The organism is Marichromatium sp. AB32 (genome assembly GCF_003718675.1).
Lineage (GTDB): Bacteria > Pseudomonadota > Gammaproteobacteria > Chromatiales > Chromatiaceae > Marichromatium > Marichromatium gracile.
The window spans coordinates 1-17,325 of record NZ_RHFJ01000063.1; the positions used below are offsets into that span (position 1 = coordinate 1).

Annotated in this window: 20 protein-coding genes and 1 pseudogene; 13 read left to right on the forward strand and 8 right to left on the reverse strand. The window is 69.8% G+C overall.

From position 1 onward, the window contains the following. Positions 1–127 precede the first annotated feature (127 nt). On the reverse strand, positions 128–1,078 hold the full coding sequence (locus EBL85_RS14385) for a Gfo/Idh/MocA family protein (protein WP_123143260.1): 951 nt from the start codon (positions 1,076–1,078) through the stop codon (positions 128–130). 66 nt (positions 1,079–1,144) lie between these two features. Next, entirely contained in the window at positions 1,145–1,318 is a 174-nt protein-coding gene (locus EBL85_RS17230) for a hypothetical protein (RefSeq protein ID WP_165913414.1), read from the reverse strand. Positions 1,319–1,475: 157 nt separating this feature from the next. On the opposite strand from EBL85_RS17230, the gene apaG reads away from it, so the two are divergent. Next, the gene (apaG, locus tag EBL85_RS14390) at positions 1,476–1,850 is read left to right on the forward strand and encodes a Co2+/Mg2+ efflux protein ApaG (protein ID WP_123143261.1); all 375 of its coding nucleotides are present in this window, start codon (positions 1,476–1,478) and stop codon (positions 1,848–1,850) included. Between the two features lie 6 nt (positions 1,851–1,856). Further along, positions 1,857–2,699, forward strand: a complete 843-nt coding sequence (locus tag EBL85_RS14395) for a symmetrical bis(5'-nucleosyl)-tetraphosphatase (RefSeq protein WP_123143262.1) — start codon at positions 1,857–1,859, stop codon at positions 2,697–2,699. On the opposite strand, the gene EBL85_RS14400 is transcribed toward EBL85_RS14395, so the two are convergent. Next, on the reverse strand, positions 2,696–3,211 hold the full coding sequence (locus tag EBL85_RS14400) for a dihydrofolate reductase (RefSeq protein WP_123143263.1): 516 nt from the start codon (positions 3,209–3,211) through the stop codon (positions 2,696–2,698). The two genes, EBL85_RS14395 and EBL85_RS14400, sit on opposite strands and share 4 nt — an antisense overlap. Before the next feature lie 91 nt (positions 3,212–3,302). Here EBL85_RS14400 and EBL85_RS14405 point away from each other — a divergent pair, with 91 nt between their 5' ends. The 9 genes from EBL85_RS14405 to EBL85_RS14445 all read left to right on the forward strand — a co-directional run bounded on the left by EBL85_RS14405 (position 3,303) and on the right by EBL85_RS14445 (position 10,832). Next, positions 3,303–4,175: a CPBP family intramembrane glutamic endopeptidase gene (locus tag EBL85_RS14405; RefSeq protein ID WP_123143264.1), complete on the forward strand. Its 873-nt coding sequence runs from the start codon at positions 3,303–3,305 to the stop codon at positions 4,173–4,175. Positions 4,176–4,543: 368 nt separating this feature from the next. Next, positions 4,544–4,978, forward strand: a complete 435-nt coding sequence (locus EBL85_RS14410) for a Tat pathway signal sequence domain protein (protein WP_123141573.1) — start codon at positions 4,544–4,546, stop codon at positions 4,976–4,978. Positions 4,979–5,004: 26 nt separating this feature from the next. Then, a complete protein-coding gene (locus EBL85_RS14415) occupies positions 5,005–5,931 on the forward strand; it encodes a MotA/TolQ/ExbB proton channel family protein (RefSeq protein ID WP_123143265.1) in 927 nt (308 codons plus the stop codon). Next, complete coding sequence (locus tag EBL85_RS14420) at positions 5,921–6,319, forward strand: biopolymer transporter ExbD (RefSeq protein WP_123143266.1); 399 nt, start codon at positions 5,921–5,923, stop codon at positions 6,317–6,319. The genes EBL85_RS14415 and EBL85_RS14420 overlap by 11 nt, the downstream gene beginning before the upstream one ends. Then, complete coding sequence (locus EBL85_RS14425) at positions 6,316–6,729, forward strand: biopolymer transporter ExbD (protein WP_123141571.1); 414 nt, start codon at positions 6,316–6,318, stop codon at positions 6,727–6,729. The genes EBL85_RS14420 and EBL85_RS14425 overlap by 4 nt, the downstream gene beginning before the upstream one ends. Then, positions 6,729–7,484, forward strand: coding sequence for an energy transducer TonB (locus tag EBL85_RS14430; protein WP_123143267.1), 756 nt, complete (start codon positions 6,729–6,731; stop codon positions 7,482–7,484). Before EBL85_RS14425 ends, EBL85_RS14430 begins: the two co-directional genes overlap by 1 nt. Before the next feature lie 183 nt (positions 7,485–7,667). Then, positions 7,668–7,985 (forward strand): c-type cytochrome, encoded by a 318-nt coding sequence (locus EBL85_RS14435; protein WP_062272925.1) that lies wholly within the window; start codon positions 7,668–7,670, stop codon positions 7,983–7,985. Between the two features lie 66 nt (positions 7,986–8,051). After that, positions 8,052–8,570, forward strand: coding sequence for a flavodoxin (locus EBL85_RS14440; protein WP_005222865.1), 519 nt, complete (start codon positions 8,052–8,054; stop codon positions 8,568–8,570). A gap of 117 nt (positions 8,571–8,687) precedes the next feature. Continuing rightward, positions 8,688–10,832, forward strand: coding sequence for a cation-translocating P-type ATPase (locus EBL85_RS14445; RefSeq protein ID WP_123143268.1), 2,145 nt, complete (start codon positions 8,688–8,690; stop codon positions 10,830–10,832). A gap of 18 nt (positions 10,833–10,850) precedes the next feature. On the opposite strand, the gene EBL85_RS14450 is transcribed toward EBL85_RS14445, so the two are convergent. The 4 genes from EBL85_RS14450 to EBL85_RS14460 form a co-directional block, all read right to left on the reverse strand. Further along, positions 10,851–11,609 (reverse strand): hypothetical protein, encoded by a 759-nt coding sequence (locus tag EBL85_RS14450; protein ID WP_148040558.1) that lies wholly within the window; start codon positions 11,607–11,609, stop codon positions 10,851–10,853. Next, the gene (locus EBL85_RS17565; protein ID WP_255419403.1) at positions 11,606–11,740 is read right to left on the reverse strand and encodes a hypothetical protein; all 135 of its coding nucleotides are present in this window, start codon (positions 11,738–11,740) and stop codon (positions 11,606–11,608) included. The genes EBL85_RS14450 and EBL85_RS17565 overlap by 4 nt, the downstream gene beginning before the upstream one ends. Before the next feature lie 260 nt (positions 11,741–12,000). Then, the gene (locus EBL85_RS14455) at positions 12,001–13,941 is read right to left on the reverse strand and encodes a TonB-dependent siderophore receptor (protein WP_123143270.1); all 1,941 of its coding nucleotides are present in this window, start codon (positions 13,939–13,941) and stop codon (positions 12,001–12,003) included. Beyond that, positions 13,938–14,396 (reverse strand): hypothetical protein, encoded by a 459-nt coding sequence (locus tag EBL85_RS14460; RefSeq protein ID WP_148040312.1) that lies wholly within the window; start codon positions 14,394–14,396, stop codon positions 13,938–13,940. The genes EBL85_RS14455 and EBL85_RS14460 overlap by 4 nt, the downstream gene beginning before the upstream one ends. 715 nt (positions 14,397–15,111) lie before the next feature. Here EBL85_RS14460 and EBL85_RS14465 point away from each other — a divergent pair. Then, complete coding sequence (locus EBL85_RS14465; protein WP_123143271.1) at positions 15,112–16,377, forward strand: DUF2325 domain-containing protein; 1,266 nt, start codon at positions 15,112–15,114, stop codon at positions 16,375–16,377. A gap of 58 nt (positions 16,378–16,435) precedes the next feature. Further along, positions 16,436–17,101, forward strand: a complete 666-nt coding sequence (locus EBL85_RS14470; protein WP_223806160.1) for an HD-GYP domain-containing protein — start codon at positions 16,436–16,438, stop codon at positions 17,099–17,101. A 117-nt stretch (positions 17,102–17,218) separates the two neighbouring features. On the opposite strand, the pseudogene EBL85_RS14475 reads toward EBL85_RS14470, so the two are convergent. Beyond that, positions 17,219–17,325: pseudogene (locus EBL85_RS14475) on the reverse strand (IS110 family transposase); the annotation flags it as partial.

Sequence of the window (17,325 nt, forward strand, 5' to 3'; positions counted from 1 at the left end):
GGCCCCGGTGGCGGACGCCACCGGGGCCGCATGCCCATCGACCGTCGCGCCCGGGCTTACAGCCTTCCTTAGCGGAGGCTGGTCGCGCTGCCGCTAGAGGCCGACCCGAACCGCCGGGAGGCGCGGCTCAGGCGCCGATGCGGGCGCGCACCTCGAGCGCGACCTCGAGCGCCTTGAGTCCGGTGCGCCCGTCGACCAGCGGCGCGCCACCGCCACGCACCGTCTCGACGAAGGCGGCGATCTCGCAGTCGAGCGGCTTGACCGCCTCGACCTGCACCCGCTCGCGCTCGATGCGCGGACGCGGCTCGCCCTCGACCTGATGCGGCGCGGCGATGTCGATGGTCTGGGCGATGAAGTCGAGGGCGAGATAGCGACGCGGCTGGAACACCCGGATGCGGCGCGTGGTGCGCTCCGAGACGCGGCTGGCGACGACGTTGGCCACCGCGCCGTTGGTGAACTCGAGCCGGGCGTTGGCGATGTCGACGTGCTCGGTGAGCACCGAGGTGCCGACCGCCGAGATGTGGCTGATCTCGGCGCTGATCAGCGAGAGGATGATGTCGATGTCGTGGATCATCAGATCGGAGACCACGTCGACATCGGTGGCGCGCTCGACGAACCCGCCCATGCGCTGCGCCTCGATATAGCGCGGCGCCTCGATACGCTGGGCGAGCGCCATCACCCCGGCGTTGAAACGCTCGACATGACCGATCTGCAGGGTCGCGCCGTTCTCCTCGGCCAGGCGCACCAGCTCGCGGCCCTCCTCGGCGGTGGTGGCGATCGGCTTCTCCAGCAGTACGTGGATACCGCGCGAGAGGAAGGGGGCGGCTGCCTCGAGGTGCGCGGTGGTCGGCACCACCACGCTGACCGCGTCGACCCCGTGGGCGATCAGCGCCGCGGCGTCGGCGAACACGGCGCAGCCGGCCTCATCGGCGATGGCGCGCGCGCGCGCCGGGTCGGCATCGACCACGCCGACCAAGTCGACCTCGGGGTGACGGGAGTAGATCAGGGCATGGAAGCGCCCGAGATAACCGACGCCGATGACGGCGACGCGGAGTCTGGATTGGGAGGAAGAGGACATCGAACGAGACCTGACTGGAAGGGGTCGGGTGGCCGGTTCACCGGGGCGTCCCGCGGGAGGCCCCGGTCAACCGCCGACACTGTCGGCTGGCGGCGTCTGCTTGGCGAGCGGCAACTCACCCGAGCCGTGATAGAGATTGACCTGATACGCGAGCGTCACGGACATCCCGATGGTGACGGCGACCAGGAGGATCGAGAACAAATCGGGCTTCCGGCGACGGCGTTTGGCGTTGAGGGACATACCGGGGATCATTTCCAGTAAACTGTGAGTAAAAGTTTAGAAGATCATGAAATTATTGGAATGGTAATCGGCAACCCAAATCGATCCGGATTGCTCCGTGCGCCCGTGCAACTATTATCACGTACCCAAGACAGGCTTGTCTGCTAGGGAGATCCCAGTGTCCGAACCCGCAATCAAAATCTCCGCCAACAGCCGTTATCTGCCCGAGCGCTCATCGCCCGATGAAGGGCACTATGTGTTCGCCTATACCATCATCATCGAGAACCTCGGTGACGAGGCGGCACAACTGCTCGACCGCCACTGGATCATCACCGATGCCGACGGCAACGCGCAGGAGGTCCGCGGCCAGGGCGTGGTCGGCGAACAGCCGCGACTCGAACCCGGCGAGCGCTACGAGTACACCAGCGGCACCGTACTCCCCACCCCGCTCGGCAGCATGCACGGCAGCTACGGCATGATCGACGCCGCCGGCACCCGCTTCGAGGCCACCATCCCGGCCTTCTCGCTGGCCTCGATCACCACCCTGCACTGATCGCCCATGGCCACCTATGCCATCGGCGACGTCCAGGGCTGCCACAGCGAATTGATGGCGCTGCTCGAGCGCCTGGCGTTCGACCCGGCGCACGACCGGCTGTGGTTCGCCGGCGACCTGGTCAACCGCGGACCGGACTCGCTCGCGGTGCTGCGCTTCGTGCGCGGGCTCGGCGAGCGCGCGGTCGTGGTGCTCGGCAACCACGATCTGCACCTGCTCGCACTCGCCGCCGGCAACCGCAAGCACGCCGGCAAGAGCACCCTGGGCGCGGTGCTCGACGCCCCCGATCGCGACGTCCTGCTCGACTGGCTGCGCCACCGCCCGCTGCTCCATCACGACGCCGCGCTCGGCTACGCCATGGTCCACGCCGGGCTGGCGCCGCAGTGGGATCTGACCGAGGCCCTGGACTGCGCCGCCGAGCTCGAAGGGGTGCTGCGCGGCCCCCGGCATCGCGACTTCTTCCGCGCCATGTACGGCAACCAACCGGCGCGCTGGTCGAGCACCCTGAGCGGTACCGAGCGCTGGCGTTTCATCACCAACGCCTTCACCCGGCTGCGCTACTGCGCCGCCGACGGTACCCTGGCGCTCAAGGAGAAGGGCGCGCTCGGCGCCCAGTCGCCCGGGCTGCTGCCCTGGTTCCAGGTGCCGGGCCGGCGCAGCGCCGCCAGCCGCATCCTCTTCGGCCACTGGTCGACACTCGGCTATCGCGCCGGCGACAACACCTGGGCGCTCGACAGCGGCTGTCTGTGGGGCGGCGCACTGACCGCGGTGCGGCTCGACCCGGAAGGCCCCTCGGCGCCGATCCAGCTCGACTGCCGGGGCTATCTGCGCCCGGGCAAGGGCGACTAGTCGGCCACCCGCTCCAGCTCGACGAAGCTCATCGCATGACGGTTGCGCGCATCGGCCGGGCGCTCGTGGCGTGCCACCTCGCGCCACTGCGCAGGATCGAGCGTCGGGAAGCGGGCATCGCCCGCGACCTCGGCATGCACCCGGGTGAGCTGGATGCGCCCGGCGCGCGCCAGCGCCTCGGCATAGACCCGCGCGCCGCCGACGATCATCAGCTGCTCGACCGCGCCAGCGGCAGCGATCGCCGCATCGAGCGAGTGCACCACCTCGGCGCCCTCGGCGCGATAGTGGCGGTCGTGTGTGAGCACCAGATGACGGCGGCGCGGCAGCAGCCCGGGCAGCGACTCCCAGGTGCGCCGCCCCATGACGATGGGACGATCGAGGGTGAGCGCCTTGAAGTGGGCGAGATCCGCGGGCAGGTGCCAGGGCAGCGCGTTGTCGCGACCGATCACGTCGTTGTCGGCCACCGCGGCCACCAGCACGAGTTCGGGGGTGGCGGGTCGATCTGGGGTCATCTGTTGGATCCGTTCGGGAGGTCGGCACGACTTTGCGGAGGCACCGGGTTTTGCCGACAATGGCCCGACGCCTCAGCCACCGAAGCCTACCATGCGTGCCACCTCGTTGTTCTTCCTCTATCTCTTCGTCTGTCTCGCGCTCGCCGCGCTGCTCACCGGCCCGCTGATGCAGACCGGCTGGATCGACTACGAGACCCAGCGGGTGATGGGCCGGCTGGCGCAGGTGTTCATCCTGCTCGGGCTGTGGCCGCTGCTGATCGCGCTGCGGCTGAACACGCGCGCGGCGCTCGGCCTCGACCACCCGGCGGCACGGTTGCACCGTACCGTCTGGCAGGGCTGGGTGCTCGGCGTCGCCATCCTGCTGGCGCTGGCGCTGGCACTGCTCGGACTCGGCATCCGCATCCCCGACCCGACCCCACCGGGCTGGGCGGCGCTCGCCTCGCGGGCGCTGCAGGCGCTGATCGGCGGTCTGCTGATCGGGCTGCTGGAGGAGGCCTTCTTCCGCGGCGCGCTCTACGCCGCCATCCGTCGCGACAGCGGGGTGCGCTCGGCGGTGCTGTGGAGCGCCGGACTCTACGCGGTGCTGCACTTCATGAAGCCCGGTGAACTGCCGCCGGGGATGGCGCTCGATGCCGCCGGGCTGTGGTACATGTTCAGCCACGTCTTCATCGACCTGTTCCAGTGGCACCACCTCGACTCCATGGTGGCGCTGTTCATGGTCGGGGTGTTCCTCGCCCTGGTGCGCGAGCGCAGCGGTCACATCGGCTGGTGCATCGGGCTGCATGCCGGCTGGGTGCTGGTGATCCAGGTCACGCGCCAGCTCACCGACGGCGACCCGGGCGCGTCCCTGGCCTTCCTCGCCGGCGACTACGACGGCACCATCGGCTGGCTCGCGGCGGCCTGGATCGGGCTGCTCGCCGCGCTCTACTGGTGGTGGACGGGTCGCGCCGTGCGCCGACGCTGATCCCCCCGCCCCTCGCGCCACCGCGGCGGACCTGCCGCGAGGGCCGCCAGCGGATACGGCTCGACAGATCGCCCGGCGCAATGCCGGCGGTGGAAGCACACAACAGGGGGCGCATCGAAGCGATGCCGGACGTGGGCGCACGCGATGCTGCCCGTCGATCCCTCGTGCATCGACCGCCTCCTCGGCGATCGCGCTGATCCTCCAATCCATACCGGCAGTTCCCTCGGCCGCGTGCGCTGATTGCATCTCATCTTGCTACGTCCCCCAAGGCACCGCAAGCCCGTGCGTTGCCCCTACCAACGGGCTGGTTTATAGTGATAATGAGAACGCATCTTGATTGCAAGGATTGCTAACCCCGAGTCCACACCATGACCCAGAGCTCCCGGATCCCGAGCGCGCTCGCGCTCGTCACTACCCTTTTTTGTGCCCCAGCCCAGGCCGCCACGCCACCGGAGGGCGGTCTCGAGGTCGAGCTCAACAAGCTCGAGCAACGCGCCGACGCCTGCGTCACCTACCTGGTCTTCGGCAACCGCACCGCCGTCGATCTCACCAGTCTGCAGCTCGAACTGGTGCTGTTCGACGACCAGGGCCTGATCCAGCAGCGACTCGCCCTCGAGGCCGCGCCCCTCGCCGCCGGCAAGACCAGCGTCAAGCTGTTCGAGGTGGCCGACACCCGCTGCGAGCAGATCGGACGCATCCTCGTCAACGGCATCGGTGCCTGCTCCAGCGCCGAGGGCACGCTCACCGACTGTCTCCAGCGCATCGAGCCCAGCTCGCGCCTCTCCACGAAACTCTTCAAGTGAGCGCCACGCGCGCAGGACTGGATACCATGACCCCACCCGCGACCACCGCCACCGAGCAGCCGACCCCGATCACCGAGGCCCCGGACGCATCCCTGGAGAGCGCCGCCACGACGCCCGCCCCGGACATCGAGCCCACGGCCGCCGCCGACGCCGCGACCGCCGTCGACCCCACCGCCCTCGTCGACCCCTCGCCCTGGGCGGGGCTGATCGGAGTGGCGCAGGAGCGGCTGAGTGTGTTCACCGAGGTCGGCGGTCCGGTGCTGGCGAGTCTCGCCGTGCTCTCGGTGGTGGCCGCAGCCATCATCCTGGTCAAGCTGTGGCAGTTCGCGCGGCTGCGCATCGACGCCCGCGCCCCGGTCGACGAGGCGCTGCTGCTGTGGCACCAACGCGACGTCCACGGCGCGCTGCGCAAGCTCGAGGAGCGCCCGCAGCCGGTCTCGCGGGTGGTCCATCTGGCGCTGGTCGGGCTGCGACATCCCAAGCTCGACCTGACGCTGCTGCGCGAGGAGATCGCCCGCGTCGCCAGCCTCCAGCTCGAGCAGCTGCGCAGCCATCTGCGCGCGCTGGAGATCATCGCCGCGCTCAGCCCGCTGCTCGGCCTGCTCGGCACCGTGCTCGGCATGATCGAGGCCTTCCGTCAGCTCGAGCAGGCCGGCGCTCAGGTCGACCCCTCGATCCTCTCCGGCGGCATCTGGCAGGCGCTGCTGACCACCGCCGCCGGCCTCACCCTGGCGATTCCGGTGGTGATCGCGCACAGCTGGCTGGAGCGTCGTGTCGAGCGCTGCGGTCATCGCATGGAGGATGCCGTCACCCGGGTGTTCACCCGCGATCTCGCCGGTGCCGAGGACGAGGCCGCGATCCCCGAGCAGACAGCGGCACGCGCGCCCGTCGACCCTGCCCCCGAGACCGGAGCAGCGGCGCTGATCACGCCCAGGGTCGAGTATGCGTCTTGACCTCGCCCGGCGCGTTCGGCGCAACCCGATTTCGCTGACCCCGCTGATCGACGTGGTGTTCATCCTGCTGCTGTTCTTCATGCTCGCCTCGCACTTCGATCAGTGGCGCGCGCTCGCGCTCGACGCGCGCGGCGCCAAGGTCGGCGCGACGGCACCGAGCGCGGCGCGCGCGGCGATGCTGGTGCGACTGCATGCCGACGCCCGGCTCGATCTCGGCGGCGAACCGCTCACCCCGCCACAACTCGAACGGCGTGTCGTCGAGGCGCTCGACCGCGATCCCGAACTGATCGTGGTGATCCAGTCCGACCCCGAGGTCGAACTGCAGACCATCGTCTCCACCATCGACCGTCTGGTCGCGGCCGGCGCCCCGGAGGTGCGACTGCAATGAAGTTCGCTCATCGCCATCAGCGACCCAGCGGCGACGATCAGCTGATCCCGCTGATCAACGTCATCTTCCTGATGCTGATCTTCTTCATGCTCGCCGGGCGCATCGCCCCCAGCGACCCGATCGAGATCGAGCCGCCGCACTCGACCGAGGCCCCGGAGGCGCTGGCGCCCCAGCCCGAGCAGCGCACCCTGCTGATCGCCGCCGACGGCGCACTCGCGCTCGACGGCACGGCGCTCGCCGCCGCCGCGCTGCAGCAACGGCTCGCCGCCTGGCACCAGGCCGTGCCCAGCGGCGAGCTGCGCATCAAGGCCGATGCCCGACTCAGCTCCCGCCAGCTCCAGGAGACCCTGACGCTGCTGCGCGAGCTCGGCATCGAACACATCACCCTACTGGCGACGCAAGCGAGCTGATGGAGATCCGATCCCGACACTGGCTGGCGGCGGCGGCGCTGGCGCTGCTGCTGCACGGGTCGCTGCTGATGGCGCTGACCCGCCCGAGCCAGCCCGAACCCGTGGCGGTCATCCCCTACGAGATCGCACTCGGCGGGCTCCCCGGCCCCGCCGCCGAGCCGGCGAGCGCCGCGCCACTGGCCGCGCCGGCACCGATCCCGGCGGCCACACCGGCCCTGACCCCGTTGACCCCGGTCGCCCAAGCCGAGCTGGTGCCGGTGCGCGAACTCGAACCCGAGCCGCCCAAGCCCAAGCCGAAACCGGTCAAGCCCACGCCCAAGCCGCAACCCAAGCCCCAAGCGAGGTCGCAACCACCACGCACCGAGCAGCCGGTGCATCGCGCCCCCGGCGGCACCGGCTCCGGCCAGGGCAGCGCCAAGGGCAGCAGCCAGGGCAGCGGCGGAGGAGGCGGCGGCTCGGGCACGGTGCGCAGCGGCAACTACTACGGCAAGCTCGCTCACTGGCTCGATCGTCACAAACGCTATCCGCGCCAGGCCCGACGGCTGCGCCAGCAGGGGCGAGTCGAGATCTCCTTCACCATCGACCGTCAGGGACGGCTGGTCGCGCACCGCATCGTCTCCAGCTCCGGCCACCCGTTGCTCGACGCCGAGGTCAAGGCGATGCTCCAGCGCGCCAACCCGATGCCACGCCCACCGGCGGAGATCGCGCGCGATCGGCTCACGATCCAGGTGCCCATCGACTTCGCGCTGCGTTGAGCGCGATCGCGATCAGGCCCGACGCAAAAGCTAATGCGAACACTTAGCATTTGCATTAAAAAGACGATCGACCTATGCTCGCCCCGAGCAACAGGGCCCGGCACCGACCAGTCCGACCACCTCCACGGACAGGCCGGCACGACCGGGCCCACCCCATCGACCCCTTCCCCGAAGGATCCAACCATGCGCAGTCTGACCCCATCCCTCCGTCACGGTCTTGCCCTCTCGCTCCTGCTCGCCGCCCCCTTCGCCAACGCCAGCCCGGAGCTGGCCCAGCAGAGCGGCTGCCTGGTCTGCCATCAGGTCGACAGCAAGATCATCGGCCCGGCCTACCGCGACATCGCCGCCAAGTATCGCGGTCAGGCGGATGCCAAGGCCAAGCTGGTCGCCAAGGTCAAGCAGGGGGGCGTGGGCGTCTGGGGCGACATGCCGATGCCACCGAACGCGCACGTCAGCGACGCCGACATCGACACCCTGGTGACCTGGGTCCTCGGGCTGTGACCCGCTGCCGGTGGCCGTCACGACCGCCACCGGCACACCAACCGCCCAGTCATGGAGACCCTTGCAATGCAGCAGATCGGACTCTTCTTCGCCACCGACACCGGCACCACCGAGACCATCGCCCAGCGCATCCAGCACCATCACTTCTCTCCCGACACCCTGGCGCTGCACCCGTTCGACGAGAGCGACGCGGCACTGATCGACAGCCATCGCGCGCTGATCTTCGGCACCCCCACGGTCGGCTACGGCGACTACCCCTATGCGCTCGAACGCTTTCTCGACCAGCTCGACGCGGTCGACTTCAACGACCGCCCGGTGGCGCTCTTCGGCCTCGGCGACCAGCTGGGCTACCCGGATGTCTTCGTCGACGCCCTGGGGATGTTCCACGCCGAACTCGCGGCGCGCGGCGCCCGGCTGATCGGTTACTGGCCGACCGAGGGTTACGACTACGAGGCCTCCAAGGCCGATCTCGGCGACGGCCAGTTCTGTGGGCTGGTGCTCGACGAGGACAACCAGCCGGGGTTGACCGAGGCCCGACTGGCGCGCTGGATCGAGCAGATCCGTCCCGCACTGAGCGCCGCCTGAGACGGCAGTGAGGAGCCGCTTGCGCGATCGCAATGCACTACACAGCGATAAGCGCAACCATTCTCATTCACAAGAACCCTCAGTCATGCACCACGGCCGGTGCGGGAGTCGTTGCCGATGATCCAGATCCGTCACCAGATCCCGGGACGCATCCGGCTACGCATCCCCGCGCTGGCCCGCAACCGCCCGCTCGCCGACTGGATCGAGCACGAGCTGGGCGCGGTGCCCGGCGTCGAGCAGGCCACCTGCAACCCCGGCTGCGCCTCGCTGGTGGTGCGCTACGGCCACTCGCGGCTCGACCCCGAGACCATCCGCGCCCATCTCGAGGCGATCATCGCCCGCCCCATCGACCCCACCCGGCTGACCTGCGACCCCGCGGACGGCCGCTGTCGCAGCTGCCAACGCGGCGCGCAAGACCAGACGCCGACGCTGGGACGGATCCTCTCGCTGGTGCTGCTCGCCGGCTATCTCGGCTACGTGCTGATCCGCGAGCACCTGCTCAAGCGCCCGGTCGCCCAGAACCCGCTCAGCCCCACCGGGCTGATCGCCCTGGCCGGGGCCATCCCGCTGCTGCGCGACGCCTGGCACGAGACCTTCGTCGAGCGCCGCTTCAGCCTCCATCAGTTCCTCGCCTTCTCGCTGGTGCTCGGCATCCTCATGGGCGAGGCGCTCACCGCCTTCGAGATCATCCTGGTGCTGCGCGGCGGCGAGCTGCTCGAGGGCTTCGTCGCCAACCGCTCGCGCCGCGCCATCCGCAGCATGCTCGCGCTCTCGGTCAAGGACGCCTGGGTGTGGGTCGACGGTCAGGAGCTGCAGGTCGCGGTCGCCGAGCTACGCGAGGGCGACCGGGTGGTGGTACGCACCGGCGAGAAGATCCCGATCGACGGGGTCATCGAGCACGGCGAGGCCGAGCTCAACGAGGCGAGCATCAGCGGGCGCTCGGAGCCGGTGTTCAAACAGGTCGGCGACGCGGTCTTCGCCGGCGGCTATATCGAGCGCGGCGTCATCCGCATCCGCGCCGAACGTGTCGGCGAGGCGACCTATCTGGCGCGGATGGCCGCGCTGGTCGACGCCTCGCTCGATCAGAAGGCGCCGGTGCAGCAGCGCGCCGACGAGCTGGCCGCGCGGCTGCTGCGCCTCGGCACCCTGTCGACCCTCGCCACCCTGGTACTCACCCGCAGCGTCGAGCGCGCCCTCACCGTGATGCTGGTGATGTCCTGCCCCTGCTCGACCGTACTCGCCGCCGCCACCGCGGTGAGCGCGGCGCTGCACAGCGCCACCCGGCGACAGATGCTGATCAAGGGCGGCGTCCATCTCGAGCGCGTCGGCACCGCGCCCTGTCTCTGCTTCGACAAGACCGGCACCCTCACCACCGAGACCCCGGAGGTCGCCACCGTGATCGGCGACGACGAGGACGCCCTGCTCTACTGGGCGGCCTCGGCCGAACACCACAACACCCATGCGCTCGCCCACGCCATCGTCCGCCACGCCGAGACCCTGGGGATCGAGCCCGACACCTGCGGCATCAGCGAGCATCTGCTCGGTCACGGACTGGAGGCCCGCATCGGCGAGCATCGGGTGCTGGTCGGCAACGCGCGGATGATGGCCTCGGGCAAGGTCTCGCTGCGCCGCTACAAGGCCGCCGCCGAACAGCTCATCGACTCCGGCCTGACCGCGGTCTATGTCGCCCTCGACGGCAAGGCGCTGGGGGTGATCGGCATCCGTCACCAACTCCGCGCCGAGGTCCACGAGACCCTGGCGCGACTGCGTGCCGACGGCGTCAGCCATATCGCGCTGATCTCCGGCGACGAGCCGCGGGTGGCCGCCGCCCTGGCCGAGGAGCTGGGACTCGACAGCTGTCATGGCGGACGCCTGCCCGAGGACAAGGCCGAGGTGGTGCGCGCGCTGCGCGCCGAGCACGGCGCCGTGGTGATGGTCGGCGACGGGGTCAACGACGCCCTGGCGCTGGCCGAGGCCGACATCGGCATCGCCATGGGCAGCGGCGGCTCGGAGGTGGCCATCGAGGTCGCCGACATCGCCCTGGCCGACAGCGCCATGGGCAACCTCGCCGAGCTGCGCACGCTCAGCCGCCAGACCCTGCGCGTCGCCGACCAGAACTACTATCTCGCCGTCGGCACCGACGTCGCCGGCATCGCGCTCGGTGCCGCCGGCGTCCTCAGCCCGGCGATGGGCGGGCTGATCCACGTCACCCACACCCTCGGCATCCTCGCCAACTCCTCGCGGTTGCTGCGCGCGCACTGAGCGCGCCCGGCGAGGGCGTCAGGACAGCGCCGCCAGCGCCGGCGGCGCGGCCCCCGGACGCCGCGCCAACGGCGCACGCTGACGGGCCACCGGGCAGCGGGCGCGCCGATCGGCCTCGACCAGCGCCACCCCCAGCTCCAGCCCCAGACCACAGAGCACGTTCAACACCCCGGGCGGCAGACAGCGCGCCAACGCGCACCAGAGCGCGGCGACCGCGACCCCCTGGGGGCGACGGTCGTCGAACAGCAGCGCCACCACCAGGGTCTCGCCGCGCTGCAGGATGCGCAGCGCACGCGCCAGCTCGGGCAACGGGTCGGCGCTCACCGACACCGCCAGCCAGCGCACGCCACGGGCGTCGATCGCCACCCCGCCGCGCGGCTCGCCGCGCAGATCGGATTCCAGCGCCTGGCGCCAGGCCGCACGCACCAGCCGACTCGGTTCGCACCAGACCGCGGCGGCCTGCTCACAGTCCGAGCGACAGCCAGCGATGCCCTGCTCGAAGCGCCGTCGATCGATCAGCCCCCCGACCTGGTCGAGCCGCGCCGCGCGTGCGGCGCTGCCGCGGACCTGCCAGACCTGGGCGGCGACCCCGGCGGCGGCGATCGCCGCGGTCACATCCAGCCCGGAGGAGCGCGCCACCCGCACCGGCCCGACCCTGAACGCGGCCCCCGACCAGGCGATGCGCCAGCAGCCGCCGACCAGGTTGGCGAGCTGACGGGAGGCCACCGGCGCAGCCTCCGCGTCACCCGGGTCGGCGAGCATCGTCGCCGCGCTCATCGGCGCACCTGCGCGACGACCTCGGCGCCCGGCGCCATCGCCCCGGTGGCACCGTGTTCGGGCAGCAGCATCAGGCAGAGCAGCGCGGCGATGACGGCGATCGGCGGCAGGAGTGACAGGTGAAGACGCATGCGAAGACCTCCCGAGGCCCGGTGCACGCGCGACAGCGCGGATGGCCGGACTTCACAATTAGATGATAACGGTTATCATTATTGCCCATTGGACCGATGACCGCAATACCCGAGAGCAGAACTCACCTAATCATGTCGCAGCCATCCACCGGGGCACGCTACCGGCGATGCGTCGCGCCGCGCGGTCGACTCGAGCTGCGTCGGCCCGCACGGGCCGACGCAGCCGGAGCGCTGAGCACCACAGGACGCGCGGCGGCGGCTCAGAACCGCCCCTCGACCCCGAGATAGACGGCGCGCCCGACCAACAGCAGGTCGTCGTCGCGCACGTCGAACAGGTTGTCGACGCCGAGGCGCAGGTCGAGCCCGGCGACCAGCGGACGCGACAGGTCGAGGTTCCACACCCCGGTGCCCTTCTCGCGCCCGGAGACCGAGTCGAGCACCCCGAGGCTGTAGTCGCCGACCAGGCTCACCCCCAGATCCCAGGGGCGATAGTCGTAGTCGAGGGTGGCGACCAGACGATGGCGCGGCCGGTCCTGGAGGCGGGTATCGGCCTCGGTGTCGTTGGCATCGAGATAGCTGTACTGCAGCCCGACCCCGAGATCGGCGCTCGGGCGCCAGTCGAGCGCGGTCTCGACGCCCTGCAGCAGCGCCGTGCCGATGTTGGCGTACTGATAGATCGGCTTGCCGTCGGCGCGCCGATCGATGGTGCGCACATCGATCAGGTCGTCGACCCAGTTGCGAAAGACCCCCAGGCTCGCCTGCCAGGCGCCCCAGTGTCCCTCGATCCCGAGGTCCAGGCTGGTCGACTGCTCGGGCTCCAGGTCGGGATTGCCGAGCCGGGTGAACTTCGGCTTGGTGACATCGACATAGAGATCGCGCACCGTCGGCACCCGATAGCCCTGGCCGAGCTGGGCGCGCAGCCGCAGCCCGCGATCGCCACCGTCGAACAGCCTGTAGACGGCGCCGAGGCTGCCGGTGGCGCGGTCGTCGAACTGGTCGGAGGCGTCGTAGCGACCGCCGAGCACCAGCTCCAGGCGCGACGAGACCTGCCACTGGTCCTGCAGATAGAAGGCCGAGTAATCGATGGTCGACTCCGAGCCGAGGGTGAGGATGCCGTCACGCTCGACCTCGTAGACCCCCTCGCCGCTGTCGATGGTGTTGCCCTCGAAGGCCTCCTGGCGGTACTCGGCGCCGAGGGTGAGATGGTGGTCGTCCCAGGGACGCCAGCCGAACTGCCCCTCGACCACCGTGCGCACCATCTCGACCTCGTCGAAGTCGATCAGCCGACCGCTGGACTCATCACTGAGCTCGCGATCCTTGTCGAGTTCGGAGCGATAGACGCGCAGCCGCCCGTCGCGCTCGCCGTCGTCGTACTCGAGCGCAAGCGCGAGGTCGGTGCGGGTATCGTCCTCGTCGGTGCGCTGCAGCCCGCCCTTGCCGGCCAAGGTGCTGTAGGCGCTGTCGCTCTGCAGATGGGCGAGATCGGCCACCAACCGCCAGTCCGGGGCGAGACGCCAGTCGAGGCCGAGCGCGAAGCGGTTGAAGCGCTCGCGCTCGATCTGGGTCTCGCCGTCGTCGAGTGCGACCTCGCCCTGATCGATCGTCGTCCCGGAGAGCGACACCCCGAGCCCGGGCAGCGGCGTGATCACGCCATAGACATCGCCCTCGCAGCGCGAGCCGTCGTCGAGTTCATAACCGGTGCAGCGGGCGCGCCAGTCGAGCCGGGGCGCGGTGGGGTCGCGGGTGATGACGTTGATCACCCCGCCGAGCGCATCGGCGCCGTAGAGGGTGCTGCCCGGACCGCGCACGATCTCGACGCGCTCGACGTCGGCCAAGGGGATACGACTGAGCTCGTAGCGCTGCGAGGGCTCAGCGGCCACCCGTCGACCGTCGATCAGGATCAGTGTCTGCTCGTTGGAGAAGCCGCGAATCGAGACCGTCTTGTTGGTCCCCCTGCGCTGCAGGTGGACACCCTGGGCCAGCGGCAGCACATCGCCGAGCCGACTGGCGTCGTGCCGCTCGATGGTGTCGCGATCGAGTACCTGCACCGCTGCCGGCACCCGGTCGAGCGAGGTCTGAGAGCGGGTGGCGGTGACACTGATCGCCCCCAGCTCGACGACCGGATCGGCCAGCGCCGGGACGAACCCGGCGCCACAGACCAACCCCAGCATCAGGGATCCACGGACACGAGGATCGCTCATCGCGCGACCTCCGCCGCTACCGGCGTGGTCAGGCGGGTGAACTGCTCGGCGCTGGTCAGCTCACGCAGCCGTCCCAGGGCCTCGATGCGCAGCTCGGTGATCTCACGCTCGAGCCGGGCCAGCTCGTCGAGCTCGGGGGCCAGCTCCGCGACCGTCGCGCCACGCTCGAGCACCGCCGCGCGCAACCGTCGTTCGAGCGACTGGGCCTGCTCGATCCGAGGCATGATGCGCGCAGGATAGACCTGCAACAACGCACGCTGGATGCGCTCGCGCTGCTCAGTGGGCAGCTCCAGGATCGCCACCGGGAGCCGGGTATGGGGCAGCGACAGCAGCTCGACCTCGTGCATGGTGCCGTGATGGTCGTCTGCCTGCGTCCGGGGCGCCTCCTGCGCCAGGGCCGGGGCGATAGCGAACGCGCACAACAGCGCAAGCGTCCGAGGACGGGAGAGGGACATGATCGGGCCTCCTTTGGAGGGGCATCTGGAAAAGGACCGACCAAGTTAATGGAACGATAACGATTCTCAAATGCGAGATATCAATGGCAATGGGTAGCGGCCAGCTTCCAGTCGCCAGTCGACAGAGAGGGTGAACCGCAAAGCCGCGAAGAACGCGAAGAGAAGACAGGCTTTCTGCTGTCAGCCGCCAGCGAGAGGAGCAGGCTCGTCTCGTATCGCCAAGGTTGACCGCAAACCGGAGGCTGCCTGTTAACAAGGAGGGGACAGCCACCAGTTGCCAGCCACCAGCGACCAGCCATCAGTGAGCGTTGACCTCAACGACTGGCGCAGGGCACGAGAGGCTTTACTGCTGTCTGTCGTTCCCAGGAAAGGGAGGACAATGCGGAGGACGCCCCCTAGGAGGAAGGAGGGGACAGCGACCAGCCACCAGTGAGCGTTGACCTCAACGACTGGCGCAGGGCACGAGAGGCTTTACGGCTGCCTGTCGTTCCCAGGGAAGGGAGGACGATGCGGGGACGCCCAGTCGCCAGACGACGCCTGGAAGCCGCTCGCATGTTCCCTTTCGCGTTCTTTGCGGTTCATCCTCTCCGGCATCTGATGGCTGGCAACTGGTGGCTGATGGCTGGTCGCTGTCAGCTGAAACCCCTTGCTTTCTCGCTAATGAGAATTATTATTGACTCCATCCCAGAGCCAACCCACGCCGAAGGAGTCCGGCATGTGTGAGTCCCGACCGTCCATCGTGTCCTCCAATGTCATCGCGCCGCCACTCGAAGCACCGCAGCCGGGGCAGCGCCCATCAAGCCGGCGCCGCAAGCTGTGGGAGCTCGCGCACAAGTTCCACTGTCCGGTGATCGGTACCTGTCTGCACGTCGACGAGCTGCGCGAGATCGCGCGCAAGAGCGGGGTGCGCCAGCACGCGCGCGCCAGCGACTTCGACATCCATGTGCGCTGTGTCGCCGCCGCCGAACAACGCGGGCCGCTCTCCCAGGCCACCCACAAGGCGCTCGAACGCAAGCACGCGCGGATGATCAAGCGCTTCGCCCGCGCCAAGGACAGCGAACAGGTCGCCGCGCTCTGGGATCAGGCACGCGCCGAGGGTGAGATCCCCGGGGCCTTCTGGGCGCTGATGACCCACCCCCATGCCGACGCCATGCTCTGCGTGCGCGCCTACGAGGACGTGCACATGCTCTCGCACCAGATCGGTGCCGGGCTCGGCGCCGATCTGCGCGCGCTGCGCGAGACCCGCGCCCAGCTCGACCGCGCCCAGCGCAACGCCGCCGAGCGCGAGCGCCGGCTCAACCGCAGCCTCGCCGAGCGCGAGGCCCGCATCGAGCAACTGGAACAGACGGTCGAGCAGCACCAGGGGCTCGAGCGCGCCCTCGAACGCGCCGAGGGCGAACTCGCCGCGCTGCGCGACCAGGAGCGCTCGGCCAGCCTCGACGAGGAGCGGCGTCGCGCCGACCAGGCCAGCGCCCGGGTCGCGACCCTGGAGGCACAGCTCAAGCGCGAACGCGAGCACCGCACCGAACTCGCCGAGCGCCTGGCACAGCGCGAGGACGCGCTGCGACGACTCGAACAGCGCTTCGCGCAGATCGAGCCGGAGGACTGCTGCGGTGGCTGCGCCGCCGCCGACGACTCGGTACCCGACCTCGCCGGGCGGCGCATCCTCTGTGTCGGCGGTCGCGGCTCGCTGGCCAGCCGCTATCGCAACCTGGTGGCACGCTGCAACGGCGAGCTGCTGCGCCATGACGGCGGGCTGGAGGACAACCGCCAGCGGCTCGAATCGCTGCTCGCCAAGGCCGATGCGGTGATCTGTCCCGCCGACAACTGCAGCCACGACGCCTATCTGCGCACCAAGCGCTTCTGCAAGCGCACCGCCAAGCCCTGCGTGCTGCTCGAACGCTCCAGCGTCGACGCCTTCGCCCGCGCCATCGCCGATCTGGTCGAGCCGCCACCGGCCACCACGCGCTCGGCAGCCTGACCCCGGGGCGGGGCCTCAGGCCCCGCCGCGCCCGCAGTCCCTGCACACCAGGACCCAGATGATCCCCGAACTCGTCCGCATCCATGACGTCATCGATGTCGTGATCAGCACCCTCAATGCTCGCGATCCCTATACCTCCGAGCACTCCTTCCGGGTGGCACTGTTCTCCGAGCTGCTCTCCGAGCAGATGTCGCTGCCCGCCCGAACCCATCAGCGGCTGCACATCGCCGCTCACCTGCACGACATCGGCAAGGTCGGCGTGCCCGACGGCATCCTCAACAAGCCCGGTCGACTCACCGAGGTCGAGAAGCTGCAGATCCAGCTCCACCCGCGCATCGGCTTCGACATCCTCCAGCGCCTGCCGACCTTCCGCGAGGTCGCCCGCATCGTCCTCCACCATCACGAACGCATCGATGGACTCGGCTACCCCAACCGGCTGCACGGCAGGCAGATCCCGCTCGAATCACGCATCATCGCCGTCGCCGACGCCTTCGACGCCATGACCTCGGACCGCCCCTATCGCCGCGGCATGCCCGTCGAGACCGCCGCCGAGGAGATCGCCCGCCATGCCGGCGACCAGTTCGACCCCGAGGTGGTCGCACACTTCGAGCGCGCGATCGACCTGCTTGCGACCCACGTCCAGTCCGGCCAGGAACCCACCCGCCTCCCCGGCGAGCCCGACCACGACAGTCTGATGCACTCGCGCATCGCCAGCGCGGCCTGATCGGGCCGCGGGCGGGAGGGAGAAAGCATCCAGCCTCCAGCCTCCAGCCTCCAGCCTCCAGCCTCCAGCCTCCAGCCTCCAGCCAGATTTTGAACCGCTAAGATACCGTCTTTCCCGTCAAGCCGCGGAAGCGTAATCGGGCTGGTAGGGACGACGGTTCTTGAACACACCGAAGCAGATGTGGGCGAGTTTCCGCATGGCGGCGCCGAGGGCGACCATCTTGG